Raw genomic sequence first — 23,962 nt, 5'->3', positions numbered from 1 at the left:
GTTTTTAGCTCTACAGAATGCGAAGCTTTTCTTTCACCATATTCCATGGAATATGGTTTATATTCACATCTATCTTCTTCTCTTGGATCGTAGCTGGTTTAGCTGACTGCTGCTCAACTCCTTCTTCAGATGACTTTTCCCCTAGAATTGTTATGCCTTCTTCATTGGCTATTACTACGCCAACTGAAACCCAGTTTCCTTCGGTGTTTTTTCTTTGTAAACGCTTCTCTTCAGCGAGACCATTTAGGGCATTCTGTCGGTCTTCTGTAGATAGCAGAGTCAAAACAGCTTCCAAGGTTTTTGGGGTTTCAATATCGGCTTCATTTTCGAGACTCATAAGAAAGGGGTTATTTAACAGTAACAGATTTCGCGAGGTTGCGAGGCATGTCGGGGTCGGTTTGACGCGCGACGGCTAGTTTATACGCCAAAATTTGAATGGGAATCAAGTCCAGAATGGGGGAGGCGTTGCCGACGCTAGGCACTTTGATCCAGATGTCGAAAATTTCGGCGTTGTCGGGCGAAATGCCAATGAGCAGTGCGCCGCGCGCTTTCAACTCCATGGCGTTGGATAAGATTTCACTTTTATATTCGTCGTTGGGGGCGATCACAATGCAGGGTGTGCCCTCTGAAATCAGGGCGATGGGGCCGTGTTTCAATTCGCCACCGGCAAAACCTTCGGCATGGATGTAAGACACCTCCTGCAATTTGATGGCGGATTCAAGGGCGATGGGAAAATTCATGTCGCGCCCAATGATCATGATGTCTTTGGCATCCTTGATTTGATCGGCTACCGATTCAATGTGGCATTCATAACGAGGGTTGAGCAGATCATTGAGTTTGGCTTCTGCTTCAATGAGCAGTTGCTTGCCTTCGTCCGCTCGTCCGGCCACGGCGTAAGCCAATAAGGTTAAAATGGCGATTTGAGAGGTGGTGGCTTTGGTGGAAGCCACGGCTTTTTCGGGTCCTGCTTTTAAGGGGATCACAAGGTCCGACAGGCGGGCCATGGTGGAGGTTTCTACGTTCACAATCGAGATGATTTTGGCTCCTTTGCTTTTGGCGATTTCCAGCGCTTCGAGGGTGTCGGCGGTTTCCCCCGATTGAGAAATGGCGATGACCAGGGAACGTTCTGTGAGGAAGTGGCGGGCGCTTTTGAATTCGGAGCCGAACTTCACATTCACATGGCGTTTGGCAATGTTGGCAAATAAATATTCGCCAATCATGGCTACTTTTCCGGCGGTGCCGCAGCCCACGAGGGTGGTGCCGTAAGCGTTTTTGATCATTTCTACGGCTTTTTGGATCAAGGCGGGTTCCGAATTGATGGCTCTGGTTAAGGTTTCTTTTTGCTCCATGATTTCTTTGATCATGAAGTGGGGGTAGTCTCCCTTTTCGGCTTCTTCTTCTTTCCAGTCGATGGAAATGAGGCGTTTTTGGATGAGTCGGTCGCTGTCCAGATCATAAAAATGGGTGCCTTCGGCGTCGAGCACAACCATTTGATTGTCGTCGAGGTATTGGATTTTTTTGGTGTATTCCAAGAAGGCGGGCACGTCGGAGGCTACGAAAAGCGCTCCATTATCGGCTTTGCCCACGATGAGTGGGGAGCCACGGCGGGCGGCGATGAGCTTATCCTCTCCTTTGTGGAGAGCCAAAATGGCGAAACGTCCGGTGACTTTGGCGCAGGCTTTTTTGAAGGCGGTTTCGAAGCCAGAAGCGATTTCTTCTTCAATGAGATGGGCAAAAATTTCACTGTCGGTTTCTGAGCGGAATTGATGACCTTTTTCGATGAGCGCCTCTTTGAGTTCCAAATAGTTTTCAAAAATACCGTTGTGCACCACCACGATGTCTTGGTTTTCGGTGGTGTGGGGGTGGGCGTTGTATTGCGTGACGCCTCCGTGAGTGGCCCAGCGGGAGTGCCCCATGGCGAGGTGTGAGGGCTGAGTCAGTTTTTCGCTGAGATTGATGACTTCAGAGATTTTCCCCACATGTTTTTCAATTTTAATGTCACCCCCTGCAACTTGGGCAGCGATACCCCAGGAGTCGTAACCGCGGTATTCCAGTTTTTTTAATCCTTTGAGCACAATTTCTGCTGCTTTTTCATTGGGTCCGAGATAGGCGAAGATGCCGCACATAAAACTTTTTTTATTACCGGGGAATTGTAGCAGGCCATGGGGATGTGGGCAAATCAAGCTGAAAGTCTGTTTTTTGCCTTTACTCTGCGGAAAAAGCTCATTAGTTTTTCCTTATCTTTTTTAAAAGTATGGAAGTTCATCATGTTGATGATGCTAGGATATTTATGCCTTCTCAGCCTGGGGACAGGCCAATGAAAGCCCTTATTATGGGTAATCCTCATGAAGCTTTGGATGTGCAGCTCTCTCAGATGGGTATTCTTCCCATTCGGACCCAAGCCAATAATTCTTATTCAGGTGCAGCCTTGGGTGAGGTTTTACGGAAAGAAGGTGCTCAACTGCTTTTTAAAAGAAGTGGTGGTGTGGTGGATGATGCTGCTTTAAAGGGTACTGATCTGGCTTATGTTGGACTTTGTTGTGTGGGTGAAGAAAGTGTTTCTCCGGATGATGCTTTTTCTGCAGGTGTTACTTACCAAAATGCACCCGGTGCCAATACAAATTCTGTGGTTGAAAATGTGGAAGCCGCTTTGGGGCTTTTGGCTCGTGGAGGGCATGTAACGAATGCTGCTGTTTTAGCAGGACGATTTCCCAAAGATGCAGGAGAGGAGCCCGACCTTTATGAGGCTCGCGAAGTGGAAGGTTCTGCTGCTGGGCTTATTGGTTTTGGAAATGTGGGTTCTGCTCTGGCTCGTCGTCTTTTGGCTAAAGGAGTTCGAGTTGGTTTTTATGATCCTGACCCTTATTTTGATGATCCACGCAATGTACCTTCTGGTATTTGGCGTTTTCGAAGCATTGAAGAACTGATGAGAGGTAGTGATATCGTTAGCGTACATGCTTCTTTTAGAGATCCTCATGGAAAGAAGAATGATGGTATTTTAACAGCGCGCTCTTTTGAACATTTTGCTGAAGAAGCAGAGTTAGCGGATGGGAAAGAACCTTTGAAATGGGCGTTGAACTTTGCTCGTGCACCTCTTTTGCGGGTAGAAGAGGCTCGAGATGCTTTCCATGCGGGTCATTTGAGGCGAGGGGCCTTTGATGTTTATGATCATGAGCCTAAGACGGCGGCGGAGAGAGGCAACTGGCATCCTGCCTTTCTAAGTGACCATGAGTTTACTCGTGCTTTTGTTTGGTCTCCTCACAATTCTGCTTCCACTCGCGAGGGACAGTTCAAGGTTTCTAAGGTTGCTGGGCAAGTTTTTGATCGTTTTCTGAATTCTGGTGAACTTTCTACGGTTTATCACAACCATATGTTGGTGGGTAGCCGAGACCCTCGAAGGGTTCCTTTTCAGCTGGATCGGTCTCATGCAGGCTTGGGACGTTTGTTTATTGTTCACAGGAATAAACGTGGTACCTCTGGTGCTATTTTAGGTGCGGTCTCTAAGGAGCTCTCTGGCAATGTCCCTGAAAACAAGGGTACAGATTGGATCGATACACGTGGACCCATTGGTTTTGGTACGACGCTTCTTGCTTTGGATGCGAATGGGCACAGCGCTTCTCTAACTGTGGATAATCTTCAGAATTTTGTTCGATCCATTAATTCGGAAAAGGTCCTGGAACCGTTCGTTCGGTTCGGTGGATCCCTCCAAGAGCATCGATTTAACTTTTATTTCTCCACCCTCATAAAATTCTCATAGCCTGTTTTTGTGACGCGGCCGCAGTCTTCGATGCGCACGCCGAACTTGCCGTCCAGGTAAATGCCGGGCTCTACGGTGACCACCATGTTTTCTTTGAGTACGTCTTTGCTGCTACTTGAGAGAGAGGGGAATTCGTGCACGTCGAGGCCCACACCGTGGCCAAGCGAGTGGCCGAAGAACTCTGCATCCTTGCCCATGGAAGTGCGTGCGATTTTGTCGAGTTGGGCACAGCGGACACCTGCTTTGAGAGCCTTGATGGCGGCTTCTTGAGAGTGCAGTACTTTTAGGTAAATGCTTGCTTGTTCGTTTGTATAATTGCGAGGCAGAAAGGTGCGGGTCATGTCGCTGCAATAGCCCTCAAATTTCATACCCATGTCGATGAGCACGAGGTCGCTGGCTTTCAGTTTAGTGGCTGTGTTTTGATGGTGAGGCACGGCGCTGTGTGGTCCGAAGCCCACGATGGGTTCAAAGGAAATGTCTTCGGCGCCGAGCTCGTGGCCGATCACTTTGATTTTCCAGGCGATTTCGAGTTCAGTTACGCCCGGTTTGAGCAGTTTTCGCACGGCTTTTAAGGTTGCTTCATTGATCTGTTGGGATTTTTTGAGTTTTCGAATTTCATCTTCGGTTTTGAGATGACGCTGCTCCTCGATCGTTTTTTTAGCCGGCACAAAGCGGCTCGTGGGGAAGCGTTTTTTCCAGTTTTCCAGCTCGCTGATGCTCATGTGATTAGCTTCAAACTCTATGGTTTTATTCGCGAAGCATTTTTTGAGTTTGGCTTTGCCCTCTTCGTCGAGTTCTACAAATTCAAAGGGTTCTTTGATGGGATGAGCGGCAAGAGCGCTGGCGAAGCCACGGTAACGAAAATCCGTAAAAAAGAGGTTTTTAGTGGGAGTGAGCACCATGAAACCCGCCGTGCCCGTGAAGCCGATGAGGTAGCGAAGGTTCGTGAGGTGAGTGAGGAGGCGCATGGTCTTCAGCTTACGATTCTGTGGAGTGGAAGTCCACGTGATCCGCTCCCATTGTGTAGCGGACATGGATGCCCCGGTGTCCAGTTTGAGCTCTGCCATTGCATTCAGAAATCACATCTTTGGTGATTACTGAACCCAGAGGTATTTCTATCCCAGGTATGACTTCTACCCTCGTGTGCAAACGAAGATTTTGAGTGCGTGTTAGTGGTTCTGGTAGTTGAAAACCCCTCTTAACCGATATCAACTTTTGTAAGGGTGTGCCTTCTCGTGCACGCTCTCTAAAATGAGGATCAATGCTGCAGATGGGTCCAAGGGAAATCCATTTGGAAGCTGGAGTTTCACTTCCATGAAATAGGCTTCCTGTAACTTCAATTTTTTGAGGTAACCAGAGGGTTGATGGTTCGAATTGAGGGGCAAGATGGGCTGTAACAGCCCCTTGTGGTTCACGCAGAAGAGCTGCCATCATGACTTCAAGTACCACAATATCTGGCCTTAGATGGCCCCAGTTCCCTACAAGAAGATTTCCTTGTTCTAGAGTCTCTATGTGCCCTTTAAGTTTGAGCTTTTCACTCAATCTTTCTAAAATTGCTAAGGACTCGTTATGAATATCGACAAGGAGTAAGCGGACTTCTTCCGGTTGAAAAAGACTGGCTACGCTCAGAGCAATGGGCGCTAAAGGGCCGCAGCCCAATTCTGCAATGCGTACGGGTCTGTTTGGGTATTTTTGTCGAAGCTCGTTTACTTTTTGGTAAAGACCTCGAATCAATGCACCGGTTCGTTGGCTCTCGTTCCTAATGGTGCAATGAGCAGCTCTTACAGGGTCGAGAGCATCTCCATATCCAGTATTAGTGCCCCCTGTATCGCTGGGCGAAATGGAGGCCATTCCAGCCTCATCAAAAAGACCTTGTGTTAATTGAGCGAGTGCGTGTGGGTCTCCTCCTATCGATCGCCTAGTTCTTTCGGCTAACTGACCGCGGGTCATATGCTTAGATTAGTCCCCTTCAGCCACTCTGTCATGACCCATTGAGCATTGGGGTCGGTAAAAATGCCCCAATGATGTGCATTGCCCGTTGTGATCGCATGCACAAATGTATTCCATCTCCCCCACTCAGGTTCCAAAGTGAGGTTTGTGATGTTTTCTCCTTGAGGCATCCACCTTCCTGTCAAAGGATCTCCTTTGATGGAAAGGCCCAATACGCGGCGTGCTCTGCTTCGGTAAATTCCTTCAATGGCTTCTCGATCCACCTTCATGCCTAGGGTTTGGATGATTTTGTTTTTGGAACTGATTAAGCCTGCTCCCATTTCATCGAGAGCGGGGCTGAGCATCATCACGTCGAATGCTCCGCCTTTGGCTTTGAAGGCTTCCAGTTTTCCTTCCTGTTCTGCTTTCTTTAAATAATCGGTGAGCACTACGGCGCCGAAGCTGTGGGTTTGAAAGCAAATGAGACCTGGGTCCTCTTGAGCTAAGTAAGGATCTATCGTTTGGCTCACCATTTCCATGACTCGTTGTTTGTACTCAGGGTCGTTGTAATAGGCATGACAATTGGTGGCGATGGCCAGCCCAGGGATTTGAGGGAGGGAGGCTTTGACTTTATTCCAAGCCACATGGACTGTTTCTGTTTGTATCCCTTTAGCAGCTAAAGCTTCGAAAGGTTTTCCAGCCGCTTCCTTGTTGAAGTATTTGCTGTTCAAAAATGGAGTCTTTGCCTCGTCTAAAACTCCATTTCCAATGCCCGGAAATTGGATCAGAGTTATTTTGCTAAAGCGCTCTGGTGTAGCCGGCTTTTTTCTTGTTTCTGATAAAAATCCATCTTCAAGCATAGGTCTTTTTGGGTATGTCCAAAATCATACTCCATTTGTTCCTTTAGTCAAACCGCTAGGCTTTTTGCAAGAAAAAACGAATCGCTTCTTCGCTGCTGAAGGGGGCGCCTTCGTAGTTGCTCAGCACTTTTTGAATGTGGTGGCGCTTGTAGCCCAAGCTTTCCAGGGCGGCAACGGCATCTTCGTCGAAGTCGGGGCTTGAGGCCGACATTTTTCCAGAGGAGTTGAAGGTGTCCGGATTCACTTTGCCTTTGAGTTCCAAGATAAGGCGTTCGGCGAGTTTTTTGCCCACACCGGGGCTTTGCGTGAGCTTGGAAATGTTGCCGGTGAAGATGGCATTTTGAATGATTTCGATGGGTTGATCTAAAATGCCCATGGCCATTTTGGGTCCAATACCGTTCACGGTGATGAGCAGTTCAAAGAAAGCGAGTTCTTGTTTGTTTTCAAAACCGAAGAGGGCCAAGGTGTCTTCGCGCACATGAGTGTGGATGTGCAGCATCGTTTCTTGGCCATTTTGCAGGTTCAAGCGTGCGGGGATGCTCACGTCATAACCCACACCGTTTACCAAGAGGGTGAGGGCTTTTTCGCTACGATCGATGACAATTCCTTTAAGGAGACGAATCATGGCACGGATTTTATTTATGACGGATCTACTTTATGCTTTTAAATCTTTTCAAGAAAGCCTTTTTAAAGTTTAGAAAGTCTCTTACGGCGATGTGAACGCCAATTTGTTCCATTAAATATAAGAGCAAGGCGATGTTGTGCAAAGTCAGTAGACGGATGCCCAAGAGCTCGTTTTCAATCATGAGGTGGCGCAGGTAGCTTTTTGAAAAATCGCGAGAGGCGTAGCAGGGCAGTTCGGGGCAGAGCGGCGTTTCGTCCAACTTGTAGATTTCATTGCTGATGTCGTGGCGCCCATCGAAATCCCAAAAGGCTTTGTGGCGGGCAAGGCGGGTGGCCAGTACGCAGTCGAACATGTCGATGCCGCGTTCCACGGCTTCCAAAATGTCGTCGGGAGTGCCGACGCCCATCAGGTAACGAGGCTTGTCTTTGGGCAAAAAAGGGATGGCACAATCGATTGCATAAAATTTTTGTTCAAAATCTTCTCCCACGGAAACGCCGCCGATGGCAATACCCGGTGTATCGAGGCTCGCCATGAACTTGGCAGATTCTTCGCGCAATGTTTTGAAGCGGCTTCCTTGTACAATAGGGAAGAGCGCTTGATCTTCGCGGGTTTTGGCGGCGAGGCAGCGTTTGGCCCAGTCGTGTGTGCGTTCCATCGCCTTGCGAGCATAAATTTCGTCCACGTTTGCGGGGGCACATTCGTCAAAAGCCATGATGATGTCTGCTCCTAAATTTTCTTGAATGCGAATGGCTTCTTCTGGGCTAAAAAAGTGAGTGCTGCCATCGAGGTGCGAGCGAAATTCCACGCCGTCGTCGCTGATTTTGGGTTTGAAAGTGCCCGCTTCGTCTGCGCCCAGCGAGAAGACTTGAAAGCCACCGGAATCGGTCAAAAGAGGATGAGGCCAGTTCATCCACTTGTGGAGGCCGCCCATTTTAGCCACCAATTCAGAGCCGGGACGCATGGCCAAATGATAAGTGTTGGCCAAGATGATTTGAGCGCCTAATCCTTCTAGGTCTTTGGGGTCGAGGGATTTGACCGTGGCTTTGGTGCCAACCGGCATGAAGACGGGTGTTTTGATTTCCCCGTGTGGAGTCAAAAAACGGCCCAAGCGAGCATTGCACTCTTTGGAGGCCGTTTCTAGTTTGAATTCAAACATGTTTAGTCTTCTTTCTTCGCGAGTTTAGCCTTTTCTTTGGCCAATTGAGCGGAAAGCTCTTCGTTCACACGCTCTTCCAAAGTCTTCTTCTTACGATCCTTTTTAGCCACCGGTTTTGCAGCGGCACGTTTTTGTTGGAATTTGTCCACGCGTCCTTCGGTGTCGATGAGCATCTTTTTACCGGTGTAGAAAGGGTGGCAGTTGGAACAGATTTCCACTTGAACCGTTTCCTTGGTGTTTCCGAACGTGAATTCCTTTTTGCAGTTTGCACACACGGTCACTGCGTCTTGGAAGTATTGAGGGTGAATCTCCGTTTTCATAAGCTATTTTTTAGCGTTTTTCTTGGGTTTTTCCCCAGAAGCCCGCCGATTATAGCGATAGATAAGGTAGAACGCAAGTAAAAGTAAGACGAGGCTGAAGGCAATGGCTTTGACGAGGAAATTTTGTCCAAAAACATGCACTTTAACTTCCAGAGTGTCCGATTGTCCTTCGGCATCGTACACGGTGAGAGTGGCCACTTGAGCGCCTTTTTGTTCAAAGCGATGGGTCACCGTTTTGCCTTCCACCACCTCCTCTCCAAAGGTCCAGGTGTATTTTACAATTTCATTGTTGTCCATGGAGGCGCTGGCGTCGAAGGTCACTTCTTCATCTAAACTTGTGAGGATGACTGAATCGTTCACTGCTGCTTCAGGTGCGGGATTGCTGGGATCGGGATCGGTTTCGTTTAAAATTCCATCGTTGTCGATGTCGGGATCGCTGTTGTCGCCGATGCCGTCTGCATCGAGGTCTGCCCATTCGGTTTCATCAAGAGGGAAGAGGTCTATGCCATCCAGTACCAGATCTTTGTCGCTGTCGGCTTCTGTTGTGATGGTGCCTTGGGCGGTTTCTTCTTCGTTTGAAACTTGGTCTCCATCGATGTCTTCATCCAATTCATTGGGAATGCTGTCTCCATCTTGGTCTTTGGTGTAGCGGGAATCTTCCGGCAAGTGATCCTCTGTGTCGGAGGTGCCGTCGTTGTCATCGTCTGTGTCGGCGCTGTTGCCTTGGCCGTCTCCGTCACTGTCTTTGTTTTCGTTTCGATTGGTTGGGAAAACATCGTCGCTGTCGGGGGTGCCATCGTTATCGTCATCGCTGTCGCTGCTGTTGGCGACTCCATCGCGGTCGGTGTCTTGGCCTACGGTCACTTGTTTGGAAACGCTGTTGTTGGAAGGATCGTCACCTGCATTTTCCCAGGGGCTGAGATTGGCTGTGAGGGTGAAGGTACCATAGCTTGGAGGGGTCCAGTTCAAAAAAACTTCATCACTTTTCCCTGCAAGGGCGGAAACTCCTTGATCCGAGCCCACTTGTACCCCGTTTGCGGTGAAGCGCACGGAACCCAGCAGGTCTTCTGTGCTGTTGTTGCTCACTGACACCCAAATGCGAATGCTGTGCCCTTCCAGGCAAGAATCGGCACTGAGTTGCAAACTGGAAGCGTTCAAGGAAAGGTCTCCGGCTGCAAAAGCAGTGGAAGAAAATAAGACCAGGCTCAAAAGAGCGAGAAGGGCGCGGCGCATGGAGGGCAGAATAGGTGGCTGCATTATGATAGGGAGGTGGCTTTTTTGCAAGAGGAGGATTAGACCGAAATTCCATTTGTGCTAAAATGTGGATATGAGACCAAGAGAAGTTGTTTTACTTATTGTGGTGATTGTGACCACTGGGGCTTATGGAATTTATTCCTATGTGAACCATTCAAATTGGATGATTTATGAAAATGAGGAATATGGCTTTTCTCTTGCATACCCAGAAGGTTGGGAGTTGGATGAAAGTAATAAGACGTTCAACAAGTGGGGTATTGATCTTGTCGCGGGAGCTCAGCTCAGATTTGATGCAGTGAATGAATATGTAGGCACTGATACTGTAAACTTCGGTATTACAAATTTGAGTAAGGAAGAAATTGTGAAAATAATATCAAATTATGAATTTTCTGTACCTGGATTAAATCCTTTTGAGGAGTTTGATTTTCAGCCCATAAATGAGTCCACTATTCAAGGTTATAGATTTTCGGTGGCAACCGACATTGGTATTCCTGATATTTTTCATTACTATCCAATTTCACTGGATAAGGCTTTAGTTTTTATCTACAGAGAACCTCATCCATCCGATAGGAAGAAAATTGAGTCCGTCATCAAAACTCTTTTAGTTGAAGAAGAACCCGAGTTGACTTTGCAGTACCTCTACAGTTCTAATGCAGGTCTGGCTGGTTTCTTCAATAATGGTCGGGCTGTTTCTTGCCGCAAATGTGATCTATTCGAAGAAAATATACAGGCTTTGTATGAACTGACTTCTTATTCAGATTATTTTATTCAATCAGACCATTTATTACTGAATGACGGTTCTAAAACAGACGCTTCCTCTTTAGGTATATTCCCATATTATTCTAACGATGCATTGGATAAAGGATGGCTGATTTTTAACTTTAAAAAAATACGTTAATTTTTTAGCTTCGGATTTATAATAGCCTTTTTGCAAAGAATCGATTGTTCCACATTTCCTGCACACTTCCTTGCAATGTCGAGTAAAAGACAATCCCGCAATCGAAAATCACCAGCTTTCGCTGTCTTTGGAATGGCAGTAACTATCTGAAATAGTTCTGCGAAGTCCTTTGCATGCGCTGCATTCTTGTCCGAACTAAAAGCCATGGTTAAAAAACAAGCTTCACAGTGGTCTATTTCTTGGACAAGAGGGTATTTTTGAAGTATGCTCTTAAGCAACTTCTTCGCTTCTTTGTAAGTTATTTTTGAGAAATGGGGTGCCAGAGCCGAGTACAACTGAGTCTGGCTAAAAGGAGCTTTTTGACACAACTTCAACCCAAGGTCGACACCAAACTTATCAGAATAATGTGAAACAAATTTACACTTAATCAGTCCAATCCTATTCTGCTTTTTTTTAGGTTCAGCCTTTTTATAAAAGTGCAGAAAATGCTCTAAATCTGCCTCACCTGCATAATAATCCAATAGCAGCCTGTAAGCTCTATAACTTGAAGATTTTTCAACATAGGGCATAGCCTCTTTGACCCCTTCATTTTCAATTGTGAGTTGAATCAAAAACATCAGAGCATGTAGCTGCATGGTCTCGGAAAGAATTTGTTTAACATAGTGCCACATGGTCGCACTACTTGGTAAAGGCTGGGATGTTTTAAACGCTTGTTTCAGTTGATATATCCAAGTAAGTTCGGAAAGGTATTGATTATTCCGAGTGTAATGTCTATATATTTCCGCTGGTAAAACCCTCTTCGAAATAGCCCGAACCCGCCATCTATTTAAAAGATTGAGCTTCTTCCTTGAGCAAAGATTGATAGCATCAACGATGCTTTGAATCTTGTCTTGCATGGTGACCGTTGTTTAAAGGCTTGAAGATTGAAAATCCAGATCAGATGTTCTAATCTTTGACTATGCATTTGAAGGATTTGTTTTTCAGACAAAACATAAAACATTTCATTTTACGAATGGGGATCACTTTTTTCAGTAGCTGGATATTCCATACTTACATATTAGCATTCAAGTTAGACGGATTCCATTACCAGGTTGATAATTCTTGGAGTCAATATGTTACCACTGATCAATCCTCTTTTTTGATCTATTTAGTATGGTTTTTATTTGGATTTTTGTTTTGGTCTACAATGGACAGTATCTCTTACTATGGTTTGAAGAAATATTGTCATCTACTCCTAACTACTCCATTTGAGATCATTCGAGAGATTTTTCGACTTGATCAAAAAAAACTTTTCTTACTCTTTGGGTTCATTGGTGCTTCATTACTAATCGGCAAATTTTTAGGACAAGCTTTTAGTTTTACTTTGGGTCTAACAATCATCTTTGTTATTGGGAATTTTTTCGGGGACTTTCTATTAAGGTTTTTGTTTTGGAATCTTCATAAGATGTTAAAGTATTTTCATAAGAGTACACTTCTCACAAAGTCGTTCACAAAAATTTTGATTTTCATATTTGGTATCACTTTAATAGTGAGTGCTTTCGTCCCATTGAAATGGCTCTTGGGCTTCGCTTTAGTAGGTGCTGCCAGCATGTTCTTTTTTAAGAAAAATAACTCTCGTGTAGCTCATCTATTTTTTTGGGCTATAAATGGAGTGGTGTTTATTTCCCTTTTAGATGCGCATTATGTTTCTGCTGATGATGGTGGTTGGAGTGAGGCGGGTGGTTCTTTTGGAAAATGGTTAATGAGTGATGGATTTTTAGATTTATTGGAAACCGGCTTAAACCCTAGTCTCTTTTGTACCTTTGGAGCTTTTGGGGCTGGTGTAGCAGCAAAAGCTAAAAGCATTGGAAATGATCCTTGGGGACCTTCTTCTACTTGGGATCCTCGTAATGTTGACCGCTTAAAAGACTGTCATCCAGACGTCATACAAAATGGCATTGATTTTATTAATCATGTAGAAAAAGATATGGGAATTAGACTGCGTGTTAATTCTGATGGACATTTTCGTACTATGAATCAGCAAGATGAAATTCGGAAGACTAACTCAAAAGCAACGAACGCTAAAGGTGGAAAAAGTTGGCATAACTATGGACGTGCTATAGATGTTTCTGCTTTTGATAATAAGGGGCAAGTGATCACGTTTGATGATGCGGGCAAAAGACTGCCCAATGGAACGTGGCGTAAAATCAGTGAAATCGCCAAACAACATGGTTTTGATGACTGGGGTGGAGCTTGGAGTAATAAATATGATCCAGGTCATTTCGGGAACACCGGTGGAAAAACTCTAAAAGGATTAGAAAATGCATATAAGGAACAAAAAAAATTACATCCTAACAAATCTGACAATGAAATCATTCTTGGTTTCTAAAAATAGAGAATTACAAGTAAGAGCTGCTCTTTGGTTTTTGAGCTTTGGTTCTATCTTTACTTTACTTGGATTTCTATATGGAGCTGCTCCCATGCACGTGTTGGGTCGATGGGTGCTTTTACCCAGCCTCTTACTCATTTCTTTGCTATGGTTTTGGGCTTATAAGAAGGGTTTAAAAAGTATTCACGAAGCAATGTTCTTAGGATTGATCGGTGGATTTGTGGGCACCTTGGGCTACGATTTGGTGCGCATCCCCATGCATTTTTTCGGCTTTAATCCCTTCCCACCTATTCAGTCTTACGGAATGTATTTGTTGAATGTGCAGTCCAGTACTGTTTTGAGTGATCTAACAGGACTTTTTTATCATTTCTCAAATGGGATCACTTTTGCATGGATTTACTCCTTAGTGATGAAAAATAAATCCATTGGGTGGGCTGTGCTGTGGGGTCTTCTCCTCGAAACCTTAGCCGTTTTGACTCCTTTTGGAGCTATTTATGGCATAAGAACAGCTTACAAAGCCTTGGCCATTGCCTATGGTGCGCATCTTTTCTATGGATTTCCGCTAGGATGGTTTTGTGAGAAGCCTTTACTTTTAAGGCAACGTTTGAATCGTATTTTCCCTTACATAATGCTTGCGACTCTTGTCGTAGGACTTTTCTTTTGGGAGGCCTGGCACTTAGGGCGTGGAGAACAGGTGCCCGCCAATACCATTTTAGTGCGGGAAGATTTTATCAGTGAGACGTGGACTCGTAGCGAAGTGGGCCAAATGCTCACTGTTAAAAATGAACTTGAGGAAGTACTCGATTTCGAAATTCTAGGGATCACTGAACGCATGAGTCTTTCCCCCGGCGATTCTGTTGCAATTGAAATGGATACGGTCGGTTTACACCAATTTCTTGTTCACAACCCTCTTTTACGCAGTGTAATGATTTCTGTTGAGAAGGGGGGATTTCCTTTTGATAGGAATTGAATTTTGATAAGATTGCCTTATGAATATTCAAAAACCAGTTTTATTGTTAGGTCGTTTGCTTTTAGGTGGAGTTGCAGTGTGCATAACAGGATTTTTCCTCTACATACTAGCAAGTTTACTTATAGTCGTACTTGCGCTTGTACTCGAATTTTTTGGTGGCCCCGTGGATGGCAATGAAGTCGAACGCATCGCGGATGTTGCTATTCCTGAAAATATTCTCGTGTTAAGGAATGAATCTGACTATAACTTTCAAAGCTCTAGTGTTCATTACGACATCCGCTTCCTTGACGAGATGTCTGCAGAAGGCATGGTTGACTCCATTTTACAATCAAAGTCTACGTTCCTGACGTAGACCCAGTCGATGCGCTCGGAACTGAGGCAATCTGGGGGCCAACCGACTATGGTTATGAATTTGTGCATTCTGAATTTTTAGGAGGGCATGCCTGGAAGGTTTACACGATAGAATACCACCTCGACACTCGGGAGCTTTATTACGAAGATCGCTACACGCAATAAAATGGATCATTTTAAATTAATGTCTGAAGTTGAAGTTGGCATGAAGGAAATTCAGTTTGTAACGACTGAACATCACTATCATGCCAATTCTTTTGGAAGTTGGTACTCTCTTGTTAGATATAAAGGTAGGGAATACAGTTTGGTTTTTGATGGACGCGATTCATCGCTTGAATTGCGCACCAAAGATGATCTCACTGAAGCAGTGATTTTGAATAAACCAAAAATAGGATTAAATCCTAAAAATATTATTTCCTTTCTAAAAGGTTGCGAAAATATTTTAGATTCAAGCCTCTAACATCTCACCGTCACTGACTTTGCCAAGTTGCGGGGCATGTCGAGGTTGGTTTGGCGGGCGACGGCGAGTTTGTGGGCGTGGAAAGGGTGGCCTGGGTTTTACACAAGAGCCGTCTGTTCTTCTGTGGTTTCTTCTTCTTCGGTGCTGCCTTCGCCTTCTTCTCCTTTCTCAATGAAGGACATGGAAGCGACTTTGTCGTCGCCCTTCACACGCATCAGGTAGACGCCTTGGGTGGCGCGTCCTCGAGCGGGCACGCTGTCTAAACTGCTGCGGATCATCACTCCTTTTTTGGAAACAATCATGATGTCGCCTTCGGTGCCGGGTTCAATGACTTTGGCGCCCACGAGTTTGCCGGTCTTTTCGGTGAGGTTGGCGGTTTTCACGCCGGACCCTCCGCGTCCTTGGAAGCGATATTCCTCAAGTGGAGTTCGTTTTCCAAGTCCATTTTCCATCACGACCAGTAAGTCGGAGCTCATGTCTTTGACCACATCCATTTCTACGACTTCATCTCCAGCTCTGAGTTTGATGCCACGCACTCCCATGGAAGCGCGTCCCATCGGGCGAGCGTCGGCTTGATCGAACTGGATGCATTTTCCTTCGCGAGTCACCATCATAATATGGTCTCCTTCAGAACTTTGTTTCACCCAAGAGAGGCAGTCGTCCTCGCGGAGCTTGATGGCGATGAGTCCTGATTTGCGCACATTTTTAAAGTCTTCGACAGGTGTTTTTTTCACGGTTCCTTTTTCGGTGGCCATGAAGAGGAATTGTCCGCCGAATTTTTCGTCCACCACCACGAGCATGGCGGTAACGGTTTCATCTTTGGTGAGTTGGATCAGGTTGATGAGCGGGGTTCCCTTGGCCTGGCGAGTTGCTTTGGGCAATTCGTAGACAGGCAGTTGGAAAGTGCGCCCGGTGTTCGTAAAGAACAGCAGTTTGTCGTGGTTGCGAGCGAAGCGCAAAATGGCGATTTCATCCTCTTCTTTGGTGCTCATGGCGAGTTTACCTTGACCTCCGCGCGCTTGGCGAGTGAAGGCGGAGGGGTGCACGCGCTTGATGTAATTTTCTTCGGTGAGCACCACCACCATGTCCTCGTTCGGAATGGTGTCTTTTACAGAGAATTCACCGAGGGCGTGAGGCACGATTTCGGTGCGGCGTGCATCGCCGTAATTGTCTTTGATTTCCTTGAATTCAGCCTGCATGATTTTCAAAACCTTCTTTTCATCGGCCAAAATGCCTTCGAGCTCTTCAATGAGGGCAATCTTTTCTTTGAGTTCGTCTTCAATCTTATTGCGTTCCAGGCCGGCGAGGGTTTGCAGACGCATTTCGAGGATGGCCGTGGCTTGCAAATCGGAGAGCTTGAACTTCTTGATGAGGGCGGCGTGCGCTTCTTCTTTGGTGTCGGCGGCACGAATGGTGGCGATGACTTCATCGATGTGGTCGAGCGCAATTTTGAGCCCTTCTAAAATGTGAGCGCGAGCTTTAGCGACTTTGAGTTCGTAAACCGTGCGGCGAGTGATGACTTCTTTTCGGTGCAAGATGAAGTACTCCAGCACTTGTTTGAGGTTCAAAAGGCGAGGTTGGATGCCATCCACCAACGCAATCATGTTCACGTTGAAGTTGATCTGCAACGGGGTGAGCTTGTAGAGCTGGTTCAAAATCTTGTTGGGGTAGGAGTCTTTTTGAGTTCGATCACAATGCGCATTCCTTCACGGTTGGATTCGTCGCGCAGGTCAGAAATACCCACAATTTTCTTTTCGGTCACCAGTTCGGCAATTTTTTCAACCAGACTGGCTTTGTTGACTTGGTAAGGAATTTCCGTGATCACAATGCGGAAACGTCCACTTTTTTCTTCTTGAATTTCGGCTTTGGCGCGCACAGTCACTCCACCGCGTCCGGTCGTGTACATTCCTTTGATTGCTTCTTTGCCGTATAGGGTTGCCCCTGTGGGGAAATCGGGTCCTTGGATGTATTCCATGAGGCCATCTATTTCAAGATCGGGGTCTTTGGAAAGCGCGATGAGGGCGTCCATCACTTCGGTGAGGTTGTGAGGAGGAATGTTGGTGGCCATTCCCACGGCGATTCCCATGGTTCCGTTGAGGAGCAATTGAGGGATGCGAGTGGGCAGCACGCGGGGTTCTTGATAGCGTCCGTCGTAGTTGGGTAAAAAGTCCACGGTCTCTTTATCGATGTCGGCCATCATTTCATCCGTGATTTTTTCCATTTTTGCCTCGGTGTAACGCATCGCTGCGGCGTTGTCTCCGTCGATGGAACCGAAGTTTCCTTGTCCGCGCACCAGGGTGTAACGCAGCGAGAAATCCTGAGCGAGGCGCACCATGGATTCGTACACCGCACTGTCCCCGTGGGGGTGGTACTTAGCAAGCACTTCTCCGACCACGGCTGCGGATTTTCGATACCCGGCGCTGCTGCGGAGGCCGAGTTCGTGCATGGCGTATAAGATGCGGCGGTGCACGGGTTTCATTCCGTCACGCACATCTGGCAGGGCACGAGAAACGATCACGCTCATGGCGTAATCGAGATAACTTTCTTCCATTTCTTCTACAATGTGGCGAGGGAAGATTTTTCCGGCGGCAAAGAGTTCGTTGGAGTTTTCGGGAGCAAGTTCAGCTTTGGGTTCGGGCGCGCTTTCTTCTGAGGCTTCAGGCTGGGTTTCTTCGGGTTCGAGTTCGTCTGAATTTTCGTCTTCGGGCAGTTTGTTTTCGTCGGGCATAGAAAAGTTAAAAAGAACTTCGCGCGTAGTTTAGCACAGCTTATTTTTTAGGCATGTGAGATATGCTTGACAAAGTTTTTTTTTCGTTTATTGTTAAACATACTTAATCTGTCTCACGTATGCCTGAAGAATTTCTTTCTGAGAGCGCTCGACTCTACTACGATCACCTTGGAGGGGCAGAGAATCCCAAATTGAAGAGAATCATTGATTCTTTCAGGAAAAGCAATGGTGGAAATGACCCTGTACGTTCGACCATACGATCGTTGCATCCAGCTTTGCCTTTTGCAGGTCGTTTTTCATCTGCTTTGTGCGATCCAACGTGGGGGACTGAGCTTGATCCCAAGAGCCAGGAACCTTCGATTAAGGCGCAAATATCGATTTTTTCTTCCGCAGATGAGCTCGAAGATAGGTTCTGTATGCCTACTCATCCCGTTCGTTGCCAAATCTCTTTGCCTCAGCTTCCTGATTATCCTTTCTTCGTTAACCGAACTTTCTGTAACCTTCCAGATCTCTGTGGGTTTGCTCAGAATTTAAATGCGGGTTTTCAGAGCGCTGTTGAGAGCGCTGTTGAGAGCGCTGTGTCTAAATTTGGTGTTGTTCCTTATGTAGAGCAGAGACATTGGGAGTATGATCGTAACTCTCGATCTTTTACGGGATGGCCTTCTCCTGAAGTTCTCCGAGAGCTTTTAAAAAAAGATTCCCTGCAAAAAGTTAAATAGGTTTGAGCAGCTTACTCTAATAAATCTCCAAACATCCTAGTTCTTCGTCTTGGCAGAAGCTCATGATCGTTTTTAGATTCTTCGTGAGGAGCATTTTGATTTCTTTGCTTCTTCTATTTCCACAACGGAGCCAAATTATTTTAGGGGGATGGCCAAATAATAGACCCCTTTCGTTAAAGTCGGAATCTTGGGTGATAATCGTAAATTCCTCCCTCTCTGCATAATCCCAAATCTCTTCATCACTTGCTTCTTCAAGACCCAGTAAGCGAACATGCTTTGACCCCGGGAAAAGATCAGCGAGCTCGTTGACTAGTTTGTACGAAAGGTTTTGATCAAACAAGAGCTTCACTAGACTATGCTGCTTAAATTACGTTCCCGTTCTGCAGCATATTCCATGCAGGCTTGTATGTCTTCTTCTGTTAATTCTGGAAAATCCTCCAAGATCTCATCATGTTTCATCCCAGAAGCCAGCATTTTGAGTACATCATAAACAGAAATGCGCATATTTCGAATACAAGCCTTTCCGCCGCGTTTTCCCGCCTCTATGGTGATGATTTTTTTATACTTTGGATTCATAATGTAGTGGGTACCTTTATTCTATCATCATCTAGGCAAAGGTCTAGTAAATCTGGTCATTTCGTGATAAGATGATAAGATAAAAAGAACCCCATCCATGGCCGATAATACGACGCCCATACAAACCGCTTCAACAAGCCCTGCAGCCACCGCTGCGTCCAAAGTGAACACCAAGGCCGAAGCCGCCCCGGATCGTGCAAAAATTTTGCAAGCGGAGAAACTGTTTCAAGAAGGCATTGCCTCCATTCGCGATTTGATTGCTCCTTCTTCTTTTGAGACGGCTTATGATCACCTCAAAATCGATGGTTTTTTTGCTCAAACTTTTTTCGTTTACACCTATCCTCGTTATATCGACACCAATTGGCTCAGCCCGGTGGTGAATTTTGATGTGACCATGGATGTTTCGCAGTATATTTATCCGATTTCTTCGGAGGACATCATGAAGGTGCTTAAAACCAAAGTGGCACAACTTCAATCTTCCATTCGCATGGCTTCAGAGAAGGGAAATGTGCGTGATCCGGCTTTGGAAACCGCTTTGGAAGATGCCGAGACCCTGCGTACTGAGTTGCAACGAGGTCAGGAGAAATTCTTTCAATTTGGACTTTATTTCACTATTTATTCTCCCAATGAAGAAGAACTTAGGCGTGCCAGTAAGGAGCTACAAAGTTTATTGGCCGGAAAATTGGTGCTTTCTAAACGTGCCGACTTGCAAATGGAGCGCGCTTTTAATTCCACAATTCCCATCTGTTTAGATGAGCTTTCGGTGCAGCGCAACATGAACACCTCGCCGCTGTCCACCACTTTCCCCTTTATTTCGGCAGAACTCACCTCGAACGACGGAATTTTATATGGACTCAATCGGCACAATGAATCCCTCATTATTTTTGATCGTTTCTCGCTTGAAAATGCCAATTCCACGGTGTTTGCCAAGTCCGGGGCCGGGAAGTCTTATGCGGTGAAGCTCGAGATTTTGCGTTCGCTGATGTTTGGAACGGACGTGATTGTCATTGATCCTGAAAACGAATACAAAGCTTTGTGTGAAACAGTGGGCGGAACCTATTTGAACGTGTCACTCAACTCCGATCGACGCATCAATCCTTTTGATTTGCCTACGCCGTTGGAGGGTGAGGAGCTCAAACCAGGTGATTTACTGCGCAGTTCGGTGATCAGCCTGACGGGTCTCATGCGACTCATGCTCGGGCAGATTTCAGCTCAAGAAGAAGGCATTTTGGACAAAGCCCTCATCGACACTTACGCCACAAAGGGAATCACTATGGATGTGGTGGACATCTCGACTTACGCCGTGCCCACTATGGCAGATTTTTACAGCGTGCTTTCAGCCATGGACGGAGCCGCCGATATGGCTCAGCGCATTGCTAAATACGTGACAGGGACCTACGCCGGAGTCTTCAATAAAGAGACCAATGTGACCTTGGACACCGGACTCATGGTCTTTTCGGTGCGCGATTTGGAGGATGAACTGCGACCCGTCGCAATGTACATCATTTTGAATTACATTTGGAATCGTGTGAGGTCTTCGCTCAAAAAACGCATCCTGGTTATTGATGAAGCCTGGTCACTCATGCAACATGAAGACAGCGCTAAATTCCTCTTTGGACTTGTGAAGCGTGCTCGTAAATATTATTTGGGTGTGACCACTATTACTCAGGACGTGGAAGATTTTGTGAGCAGTCCTTATGGAAAACCCATCATCACCAACTCTTCGCTTCAACTTTTGCTCAAGCAGTCGCCTTCGGCCATTGAGCCGCTTTCTAAGGTTTTCAATCTGACGGAAGGGGAGAAATACATGCTGCTCAACTCGGGCGTGGGGCAGGGACTTTTCTTTGCCGGACTCAAGCACGTGGCTATTCAAGTGATTGCTTCGTTCAGTGAAGATAAAATTGTAACGACCAATCCTGAAGAGATGCTGGCCAAATCCAATGCCAGCGCTGAATTTGAAACGGAAGAAACAGTTACAGAAGCCGAAACACCCGAGCCGGCTCCCAGCCCCGCTGGTGGAGAAGAAAAGAAGCTCGAGGCTGGTTTCACTGAAAATGTGGCCAGCGTGCTGGATCATGCGATTGAAGCGCCTAAAACGGTGCTGCCGCCTGGGCCTGTTGCTTCTGCCACTCCTCTGACTCCGCCTGTGCAAGACATTCCCGTGCAATTTCCAGAACAAAAATAATTTGCTAGGCTTGAACTATGCGCAGTGCTCAGTGGCTGGAAGCTCAACTCGATTCGCTCCTCAAAGGTTCTTTTTCGGACTTGTCCGTTGTGAACCGCTTGGATGTGCATTGGGGACGCCGGGCGCAACGCCGTTTTGGCTCCATTAAAATGCGTCCAGACGCGCGAGTGAGTGTGATCACGGTCAATGGCCTTTTTCGCGACGAAAAAATTCCGGAACAGATTGTGCAAGCCACTTTGGCGCACGAACTTTCGCATTATGCTCACGGTTTTTCTTCGCCTTTGCCGCGCAAGTATAAGTCGCCGCATGCAGGGGGAGTGATTGAACGTGAATTTCGTAAGCGTGGACTGGGACTTTTGAGTGCTTATGAAAAACAGTGGACCAAAAATCATTGGCCCAAGGTGCTGGAAGAAGCCTTTCCACGGCGTTCGCGTTCATTGGCTTTAAAATTCTTGAAATTTGTGCTACAATGAACAGATAGCTAACAGATTAAATGAAAATTAGCACGCTTCTCAACAGTTTGACACTCGGTGCTCTGGCTTTGGCCGCTTCCACGTGGACTCTGTTTTTTTTGCAACCCTCCCAAGCTTCCGTTGAAAAAGGCATTGTTTATGAAGGTCATTTGCCTTTGAATCAAAGCGTGGAAGTCAAGGACTACAGTGCCTTCACTTTGAATGGCAAAGATGGCGTAGCGATTTTTCCTGATTCTAAGGTGGAACTGCAATGGGATGAGCAATCTTCTGATGTGGATTTGCTTTTAGAAGAGGGCAGTGTGCTTGTTTACACCCTTGCCGATGAACTCAGTGTGGAGGTGATCACTCCTCATGCCACGGTGCTTTCGCAGCACAATTTGCTGGTGGTGAGTGTGGATTCCGAAACGGAAGATTTGGTGGTTTATGCCGTGGAACATCCGGCTTTGTTGACCTTCACCCAAGAGGGCGAGCTTTTGAACGCTTTGGATGTGCCTGGGGGGCATCGTATGAAGGTTTCGGCTCTTAAAGTCAACGAGGTTTTGGCTAAACTTCGCCTCGCCAAACTTTCGAAAGAATTCCCTATTTATGCGCTTTCTGATGAAGATTTAAGTGAATCCATGAATGAGGCTTTGCTTTCTGTTAAAGCCCGTTATGAAGAAAGCACTTTGGCTTTTTTGAACGAAACTCAAGAAAACAGCGATTTTGGCCCTGCTCTTGCAGGTCTGGGTTCCCAGGTTTCCAATGGTTATGAGTCTTTTCAACAGGTGGTGACGGTGATTCCTAGTGCAGAAACCCGGCTGGAAGAAGACCGCAAGGCGGCCGCGCTCACCTATGCCATCAGTCATTTTCTTTATGGAGATGCCAACGCTGCGGCTTATTGGTTGAGCGAATGGAAGAGCTATGAACAAGATCCGCTGGAGTTGCACGACCTTTATTCCTCCTTGTTTTTTGTTTTACCTGGGGATGAACTTTACCCTGTTAAAGAAGCGACGGCACAGCTCCTGTTCCCTCATGAAGAGCCCCTGCTCGCTTTGCGCCGTGAATATGCCCAAATTGAAGATTTGTTGGGACGAGCTTCTCAGGTGGAGGCGGAGCAAGCTTATGCTCGTTATCAGCTTCGGTTTGAAGCGTTGCTCGACAGCGGCGCTTTTGATGGGGCGGAGCATTTGGCTGAAATCCATCGAGAATACATTCTTTTGGAACTGATGCTGCGCAGCAATTCTGTGTTTTACAGCACGGATGCCACTCATTTGCTCAAAGCCTTGGAAGAGAAAATTTTTGCCTTGGCGGGAGCAGAAGAAAACTTGGATGAAGAACGTCAAACTTTTGTGCAAAGCAAATTGCGCTTCCTTTCTAATCTTTTCAACTATGTTCTTGAGAAAAAAATCACGGTGAAAGAAGCCAGTGCTTTGGCCGAAGAACTGATTTATGAATCTGAAACTTATATGAATGGAATCCATTCTGAAGTGGCGGTGAAGGACTATTTTGAATCCAAGCTCAAAGAATACACTTTGTCGGTTCAATTCATGAATTCACCAGAATTTTATTCTTATGATTCTTTTGAAGAAGGCTTGGTGGATTATAAAAAGAAAGTGGCCGATCTTGAAGACCTCAATGCTTATTTGCAAAACATTCGAGAAGGCCAAACTGAAGCAACGGGGCTGACTTTAGAGGAAGCAACCACGGAGGCTAAGGATCAGCTTTACACTCATAATATTCAATACAAAGATGTGGAAAGCTTGGGCGACAGTGCCCATCGGCTTTTTGAGGTCATAGGAGGGCGCACTGCGGGGTACTCTTTTACTGGAAAATACGATAGGGAAGGGCAAATCCTTTATGATGTGGTGGTGGGCGAACTGCGTTTTTCAACAGGTTTGACCTTGGAAAACGCGAACAAGGTGATTGAATCCGCCATGGCTGAACAAGCTCCTGTTCCTGATGATGAGGACCTTGCTCCTGTGGAAGAAGTTCCTTTGACGGAATCGGTGGCTTTGGAGCTCATTCAAAGCCAATTTGAAGTGGCCGGACTCGAGGTGAGCGCCTTCACTTTCACCGTTGTGGACGTGGATGAAAATACATTCACTTTTGAAGGAGTCGCCTCTGCGTTCAATCTGCCAGTTTCAGGGACTTACGATGCGGATGCCCATCGCCTTTCTGAAATCGTTTGGGAAGTGGGCAGCGAGCTTCACACCTTGCCCGATTTGAATTTGGAAGATTTTGAAGGAGCTTTAGAAGCGAGTTACATTGCGATTACGGAATAAAATTTTCCCTAGTCAAACACATTCTCTGACGGAATCGGCTTTCTTTGTTAAAATACCGCCGGTTTTTTACAA

Annotated in this window: 22 protein-coding genes and 1 pseudogene; 10 read left to right on the top strand and 13 right to left on the bottom strand. The window is 46.3% G+C overall.

The features are described 5' to 3' along the window. Nucleotides 1–10 precede the first annotated feature (10 nt). Nucleotides 11–337, bottom strand: coding sequence for a hypothetical protein (locus tag IPG41_01415; GenBank protein ID QQR55203.1), 327 nt, complete (start codon nt 335–337; stop codon nt 11–13). A 10-nt stretch (nt 338–347) separates the two neighbouring features. Further along, nucleotides 348–2,126, bottom strand: a complete 1,779-nt coding sequence (glmS, locus tag IPG41_01410) for a glutamine--fructose-6-phosphate transaminase (isomerizing) (protein ID QQR55202.1) — start codon at nt 2,124–2,126, stop codon at nt 348–350. Between the two features lie 206 nt (nt 2,127–2,332). Here glmS and IPG41_01405 point away from each other — a divergent pair, with 206 nt between their 5' ends. Continuing rightward, nucleotides 2,333–3,757 (top strand): hypothetical protein, encoded by a 1,425-nt coding sequence (locus IPG41_01405; protein ID QQR55201.1) that lies wholly within the window; start codon nt 2,333–2,335, stop codon nt 3,755–3,757. Here the strand turns inward: IPG41_01405 and IPG41_01400 are convergent. Genes IPG41_01400 through IPG41_01370 form a run of 7 tightly spaced genes read right to left on the bottom strand, consistent with a single transcriptional unit; the run spans nt 3,727 to nt 9,904 of the window. Further along, nucleotides 3,727–4,725 (bottom strand): aminopeptidase P family protein, encoded by a 999-nt coding sequence (locus IPG41_01400; GenBank protein ID QQR55200.1) that lies wholly within the window; start codon nt 4,723–4,725, stop codon nt 3,727–3,729. The genes IPG41_01405 and IPG41_01400 overlap by 31 nt on opposite strands. A 10-nt stretch (nt 4,726–4,735) precedes the next feature. Then, nucleotides 4,736–5,707, bottom strand: a complete 972-nt coding sequence (locus IPG41_01395) for a hypothetical protein (GenBank protein QQR55199.1) — start codon at nt 5,705–5,707, stop codon at nt 4,736–4,738. Further along, the gene (locus IPG41_01390) at nt 5,704–6,546 is read right to left on the bottom strand and encodes a hypothetical protein (GenBank protein ID QQR55198.1); all 843 of its coding nucleotides are present in this window, start codon (nt 6,544–6,546) and stop codon (nt 5,704–5,706) included. The genes IPG41_01395 and IPG41_01390 overlap by 4 nt, the downstream gene beginning before the upstream one ends. A 55-nt stretch (nt 6,547–6,601) precedes the next feature. After that, on the bottom strand, nt 6,602–7,171 hold the full coding sequence (gene ruvA, locus IPG41_01385) for a Holliday junction branch migration protein RuvA (GenBank protein QQR55197.1): 570 nt from the start codon (nt 7,169–7,171) through the stop codon (nt 6,602–6,604). A 25-nt stretch (nt 7,172–7,196) separates the two neighbouring features. Next, nucleotides 7,197–8,327 (bottom strand): tRNA guanosine(34) transglycosylase Tgt, encoded by a 1,131-nt coding sequence (gene tgt / locus IPG41_01380; protein ID QQR55196.1) that lies wholly within the window; start codon nt 8,325–8,327, stop codon nt 7,197–7,199. Nucleotides 8,328–8,329: 2 nt separating this feature from the next. Continuing rightward, the gene (rpmE, locus tag IPG41_01375; protein ID QQR55195.1) at nt 8,330–8,647 is read right to left on the bottom strand and encodes a 50S ribosomal protein L31; all 318 of its coding nucleotides are present in this window, start codon (nt 8,645–8,647) and stop codon (nt 8,330–8,332) included. A gap of 3 nt (nt 8,648–8,650) precedes the next feature. Continuing rightward, on the bottom strand, nt 8,651–9,904 hold the full coding sequence (locus tag IPG41_01370; protein QQR55194.1) for a PKD domain-containing protein: 1,254 nt from the start codon (nt 9,902–9,904) through the stop codon (nt 8,651–8,653). Nucleotides 9,905–9,974: 70 nt separating this feature from the next. Here IPG41_01370 and IPG41_01365 point away from each other — a divergent pair, with 70 nt between their 5' ends. Next, entirely contained in the window at nt 9,975–10,799 is an 825-nt protein-coding gene (locus IPG41_01365) for a hypothetical protein (GenBank protein QQR55193.1), read from the top strand. Here IPG41_01365 and IPG41_01360 read toward each other — a convergent pair. Then, nucleotides 10,796–11,695 carry a hypothetical protein gene (locus IPG41_01360; protein QQR55192.1) on the bottom strand — a complete coding sequence of 300 codons (900 nt, stop codon included), beginning with the start codon at nt 11,693–11,695 and terminating at the stop codon, nt 10,796–10,798. The genes IPG41_01365 and IPG41_01360 overlap by 4 nt on opposite strands. A 62-nt stretch (nt 11,696–11,757) precedes the next feature. On the opposite strand from IPG41_01360, the gene IPG41_01355 reads away from it, so the two are divergent. The 4 genes from IPG41_01355 (at nt 11,758) to IPG41_01340 (ending at nt 14,948) form a co-directional block, all read left to right on the top strand. After that, nucleotides 11,758–13,167 carry a M15 family metallopeptidase gene (locus tag IPG41_01355; protein QQR55191.1) on the top strand — a complete coding sequence of 470 codons (1,410 nt, stop codon included), beginning with the start codon at nt 11,758–11,760 and terminating at the stop codon, nt 13,165–13,167. Continuing rightward, nucleotides 13,145–14,137, top strand: a complete 993-nt coding sequence (locus IPG41_01350; protein QQR55190.1) for a hypothetical protein — start codon at nt 13,145–13,147, stop codon at nt 14,135–14,137. Before IPG41_01355 ends, IPG41_01350 begins: the two co-directional genes overlap by 23 nt. A 19-nt stretch (nt 14,138–14,156) precedes the next feature. After that, nucleotides 14,157–14,489, top strand: coding sequence for a hypothetical protein (locus IPG41_01345; GenBank protein QQR55189.1), 333 nt, complete (start codon nt 14,157–14,159; stop codon nt 14,487–14,489). A 165-nt stretch (nt 14,490–14,654) separates the two neighbouring features. Continuing rightward, nucleotides 14,655–14,948, top strand: coding sequence for a hypothetical protein (locus IPG41_01340; GenBank protein QQR55188.1), 294 nt, complete (start codon nt 14,655–14,657; stop codon nt 14,946–14,948). Between the two features lie 98 nt (nt 14,949–15,046). On the opposite strand, the pseudogene gyrA reads toward IPG41_01340, so the two are convergent. Further along, a pseudogene (gyrA, locus tag IPG41_01335) lies at nt 15,047–17,499 on the bottom strand (DNA gyrase subunit A). A 296-nt stretch (nt 17,500–17,795) separates the two neighbouring features. Between gyrA and IPG41_01330 the strand changes: the two are divergent. Continuing rightward, nucleotides 17,796–18,395, top strand: a complete 600-nt coding sequence (locus IPG41_01330) for a hypothetical protein (GenBank protein QQR55187.1) — start codon at nt 17,796–17,798, stop codon at nt 18,393–18,395. A 16-nt stretch (nt 18,396–18,411) separates the two neighbouring features. On the opposite strand, the gene IPG41_01325 is transcribed toward IPG41_01330, so the two are convergent. Continuing rightward, on the bottom strand, nt 18,412–18,744 hold the full coding sequence (locus tag IPG41_01325; protein QQR55186.1) for a DUF5615 family PIN-like protein: 333 nt from the start codon (nt 18,742–18,744) through the stop codon (nt 18,412–18,414). Continuing rightward, nucleotides 18,744–18,971 (bottom strand): DUF433 domain-containing protein, encoded by a 228-nt coding sequence (locus tag IPG41_01320; protein ID QQR55185.1) that lies wholly within the window; start codon nt 18,969–18,971, stop codon nt 18,744–18,746. Before IPG41_01320 ends, IPG41_01325 begins: the two co-directional genes overlap by 1 nt. Before the next feature lie 97 nt (nt 18,972–19,068). Here IPG41_01320 and IPG41_01315 point away from each other — a divergent pair, with 97 nt between their 5' ends. The 3 genes from IPG41_01315 to IPG41_01305 are packed head-to-tail and all read left to right on the top strand — an operon-like array spanning nt 19,069 to nt 23,890. Further along, entirely contained in the window at nt 19,069–21,156 is a 2,088-nt protein-coding gene (locus tag IPG41_01315; GenBank protein ID QQR55184.1) for a DUF87 domain-containing protein, read from the top strand. Nucleotides 21,157–21,173: 17 nt separating this feature from the next. Continuing rightward, nucleotides 21,174–21,629 (top strand): hypothetical protein, encoded by a 456-nt coding sequence (locus IPG41_01310; protein ID QQR55183.1) that lies wholly within the window; start codon nt 21,174–21,176, stop codon nt 21,627–21,629. A gap of 20 nt (nt 21,630–21,649) precedes the next feature. After that, complete coding sequence (locus IPG41_01305; protein QQR55182.1) at nt 21,650–23,890, top strand: hypothetical protein; 2,241 nt, start codon at nt 21,650–21,652, stop codon at nt 23,888–23,890. The last annotated feature ends 72 nt before the right edge of the window (nt 23,891–23,962 follow it).

The organism is Candidatus Peregrinibacteria bacterium (genome assembly GCA_016699145.1).
Taxonomy (GTDB): Bacteria; Patescibacteriota; Gracilibacteria; order UBA1369; family 2-02-FULL-48-14.
Note: the sequence above shows the minus strand (reverse complement) of the source record. Positions and strands in the feature narration are given on the sequence as shown.

Bases quoted from the DNA above. Each gene is read 5' to 3' on its own strand.
- IPG41_01390 (QQR55198.1), bottom strand. From the start codon at position 6,546: ATGCTTGAAGATGGATTTTTATCAGAAACAAGAAAAAAGCCGGCTACA.
- glmS (QQR55202.1), bottom strand. From the start codon at position 2,126: ATGTGCGGCATCTTCGCCTATCTCGGACCCAATGAAAAAGCAGCAGAA.
- IPG41_01415 (QQR55203.1), bottom strand. From the start codon at position 337: ATGAGTCTCGAAAATGAAGCCGATATTGAAACCCCAAAAACCTTGGAA.
- rpmE (QQR55195.1), bottom strand. From the start codon at position 8,647: ATGAAAACGGAGATTCACCCTCAATACTTCCAAGACGCAGTGACCGTG.
- ruvA (QQR55197.1), bottom strand. From the start codon at position 7,171: ATGATTCGTCTCCTTAAAGGAATTGTCATCGATCGTAGCGAAAAAGCC.
- IPG41_01350 (QQR55190.1), top strand. From the start codon at position 13,145: ATGAAATCATTCTTGGTTTCTAAAAATAGAGAATTACAAGTAAGAGCT.
- IPG41_01340 (QQR55188.1), top strand. From the start codon at position 14,655: ATGGATCATTTTAAATTAATGTCTGAAGTTGAAGTTGGCATGAAGGAA.
- IPG41_01305 (QQR55182.1), top strand. From the start codon at position 21,650: ATGAAAATTAGCACGCTTCTCAACAGTTTGACACTCGGTGCTCTGGCT.
- IPG41_01315 (QQR55184.1), top strand. From the start codon at position 19,069: ATGGCCGATAATACGACGCCCATACAAACCGCTTCAACAAGCCCTGCA.
- IPG41_01355 (QQR55191.1), top strand. From the start codon at position 11,758: ATGCATTTGAAGGATTTGTTTTTCAGACAAAACATAAAACATTTCATT.
- IPG41_01310 (QQR55183.1), top strand. From the start codon at position 21,174: ATGCGCAGTGCTCAGTGGCTGGAAGCTCAACTCGATTCGCTCCTCAAA.
- IPG41_01330 (QQR55187.1), top strand. From the start codon at position 17,796: ATGCCTGAAGAATTTCTTTCTGAGAGCGCTCGACTCTACTACGATCAC.
- IPG41_01345 (QQR55189.1), top strand. From the start codon at position 14,157: ATGAATATTCAAAAACCAGTTTTATTGTTAGGTCGTTTGCTTTTAGGT.
- IPG41_01405 (QQR55201.1), top strand. From the start codon at position 2,333: ATGGGTAATCCTCATGAAGCTTTGGATGTGCAGCTCTCTCAGATGGGT.
- IPG41_01365 (QQR55193.1), top strand. From the start codon at position 9,975: ATGAGACCAAGAGAAGTTGTTTTACTTATTGTGGTGATTGTGACCACT.
- tgt (QQR55196.1), bottom strand. From the start codon at position 8,327: ATGTTTGAATTCAAACTAGAAACGGCCTCCAAAGAGTGCAATGCTCGC.
- IPG41_01370 (QQR55194.1), bottom strand. From the start codon at position 9,904: ATGCAGCCACCTATTCTGCCCTCCATGCGCCGCGCCCTTCTCGCTCTT.
- IPG41_01320 (QQR55185.1), bottom strand. From the start codon at position 18,971: ATGAATCCAAAGTATAAAAAAATCATCACCATAGAGGCGGGAAAACGC.
- IPG41_01360 (QQR55192.1), bottom strand. From the start codon at position 11,695: ATGCAAGACAAGATTCAAAGCATCGTTGATGCTATCAATCTTTGCTCA.
- IPG41_01400 (QQR55200.1), bottom strand. From the start codon at position 4,725: ATGCGCCTCCTCACTCACCTCACGAACCTTCGCTACCTCATCGGCTTC.
- IPG41_01395 (QQR55199.1), bottom strand. From the start codon at position 5,707: ATGACCCGCGGTCAGTTAGCCGAAAGAACTAGGCGATCGATAGGAGGA.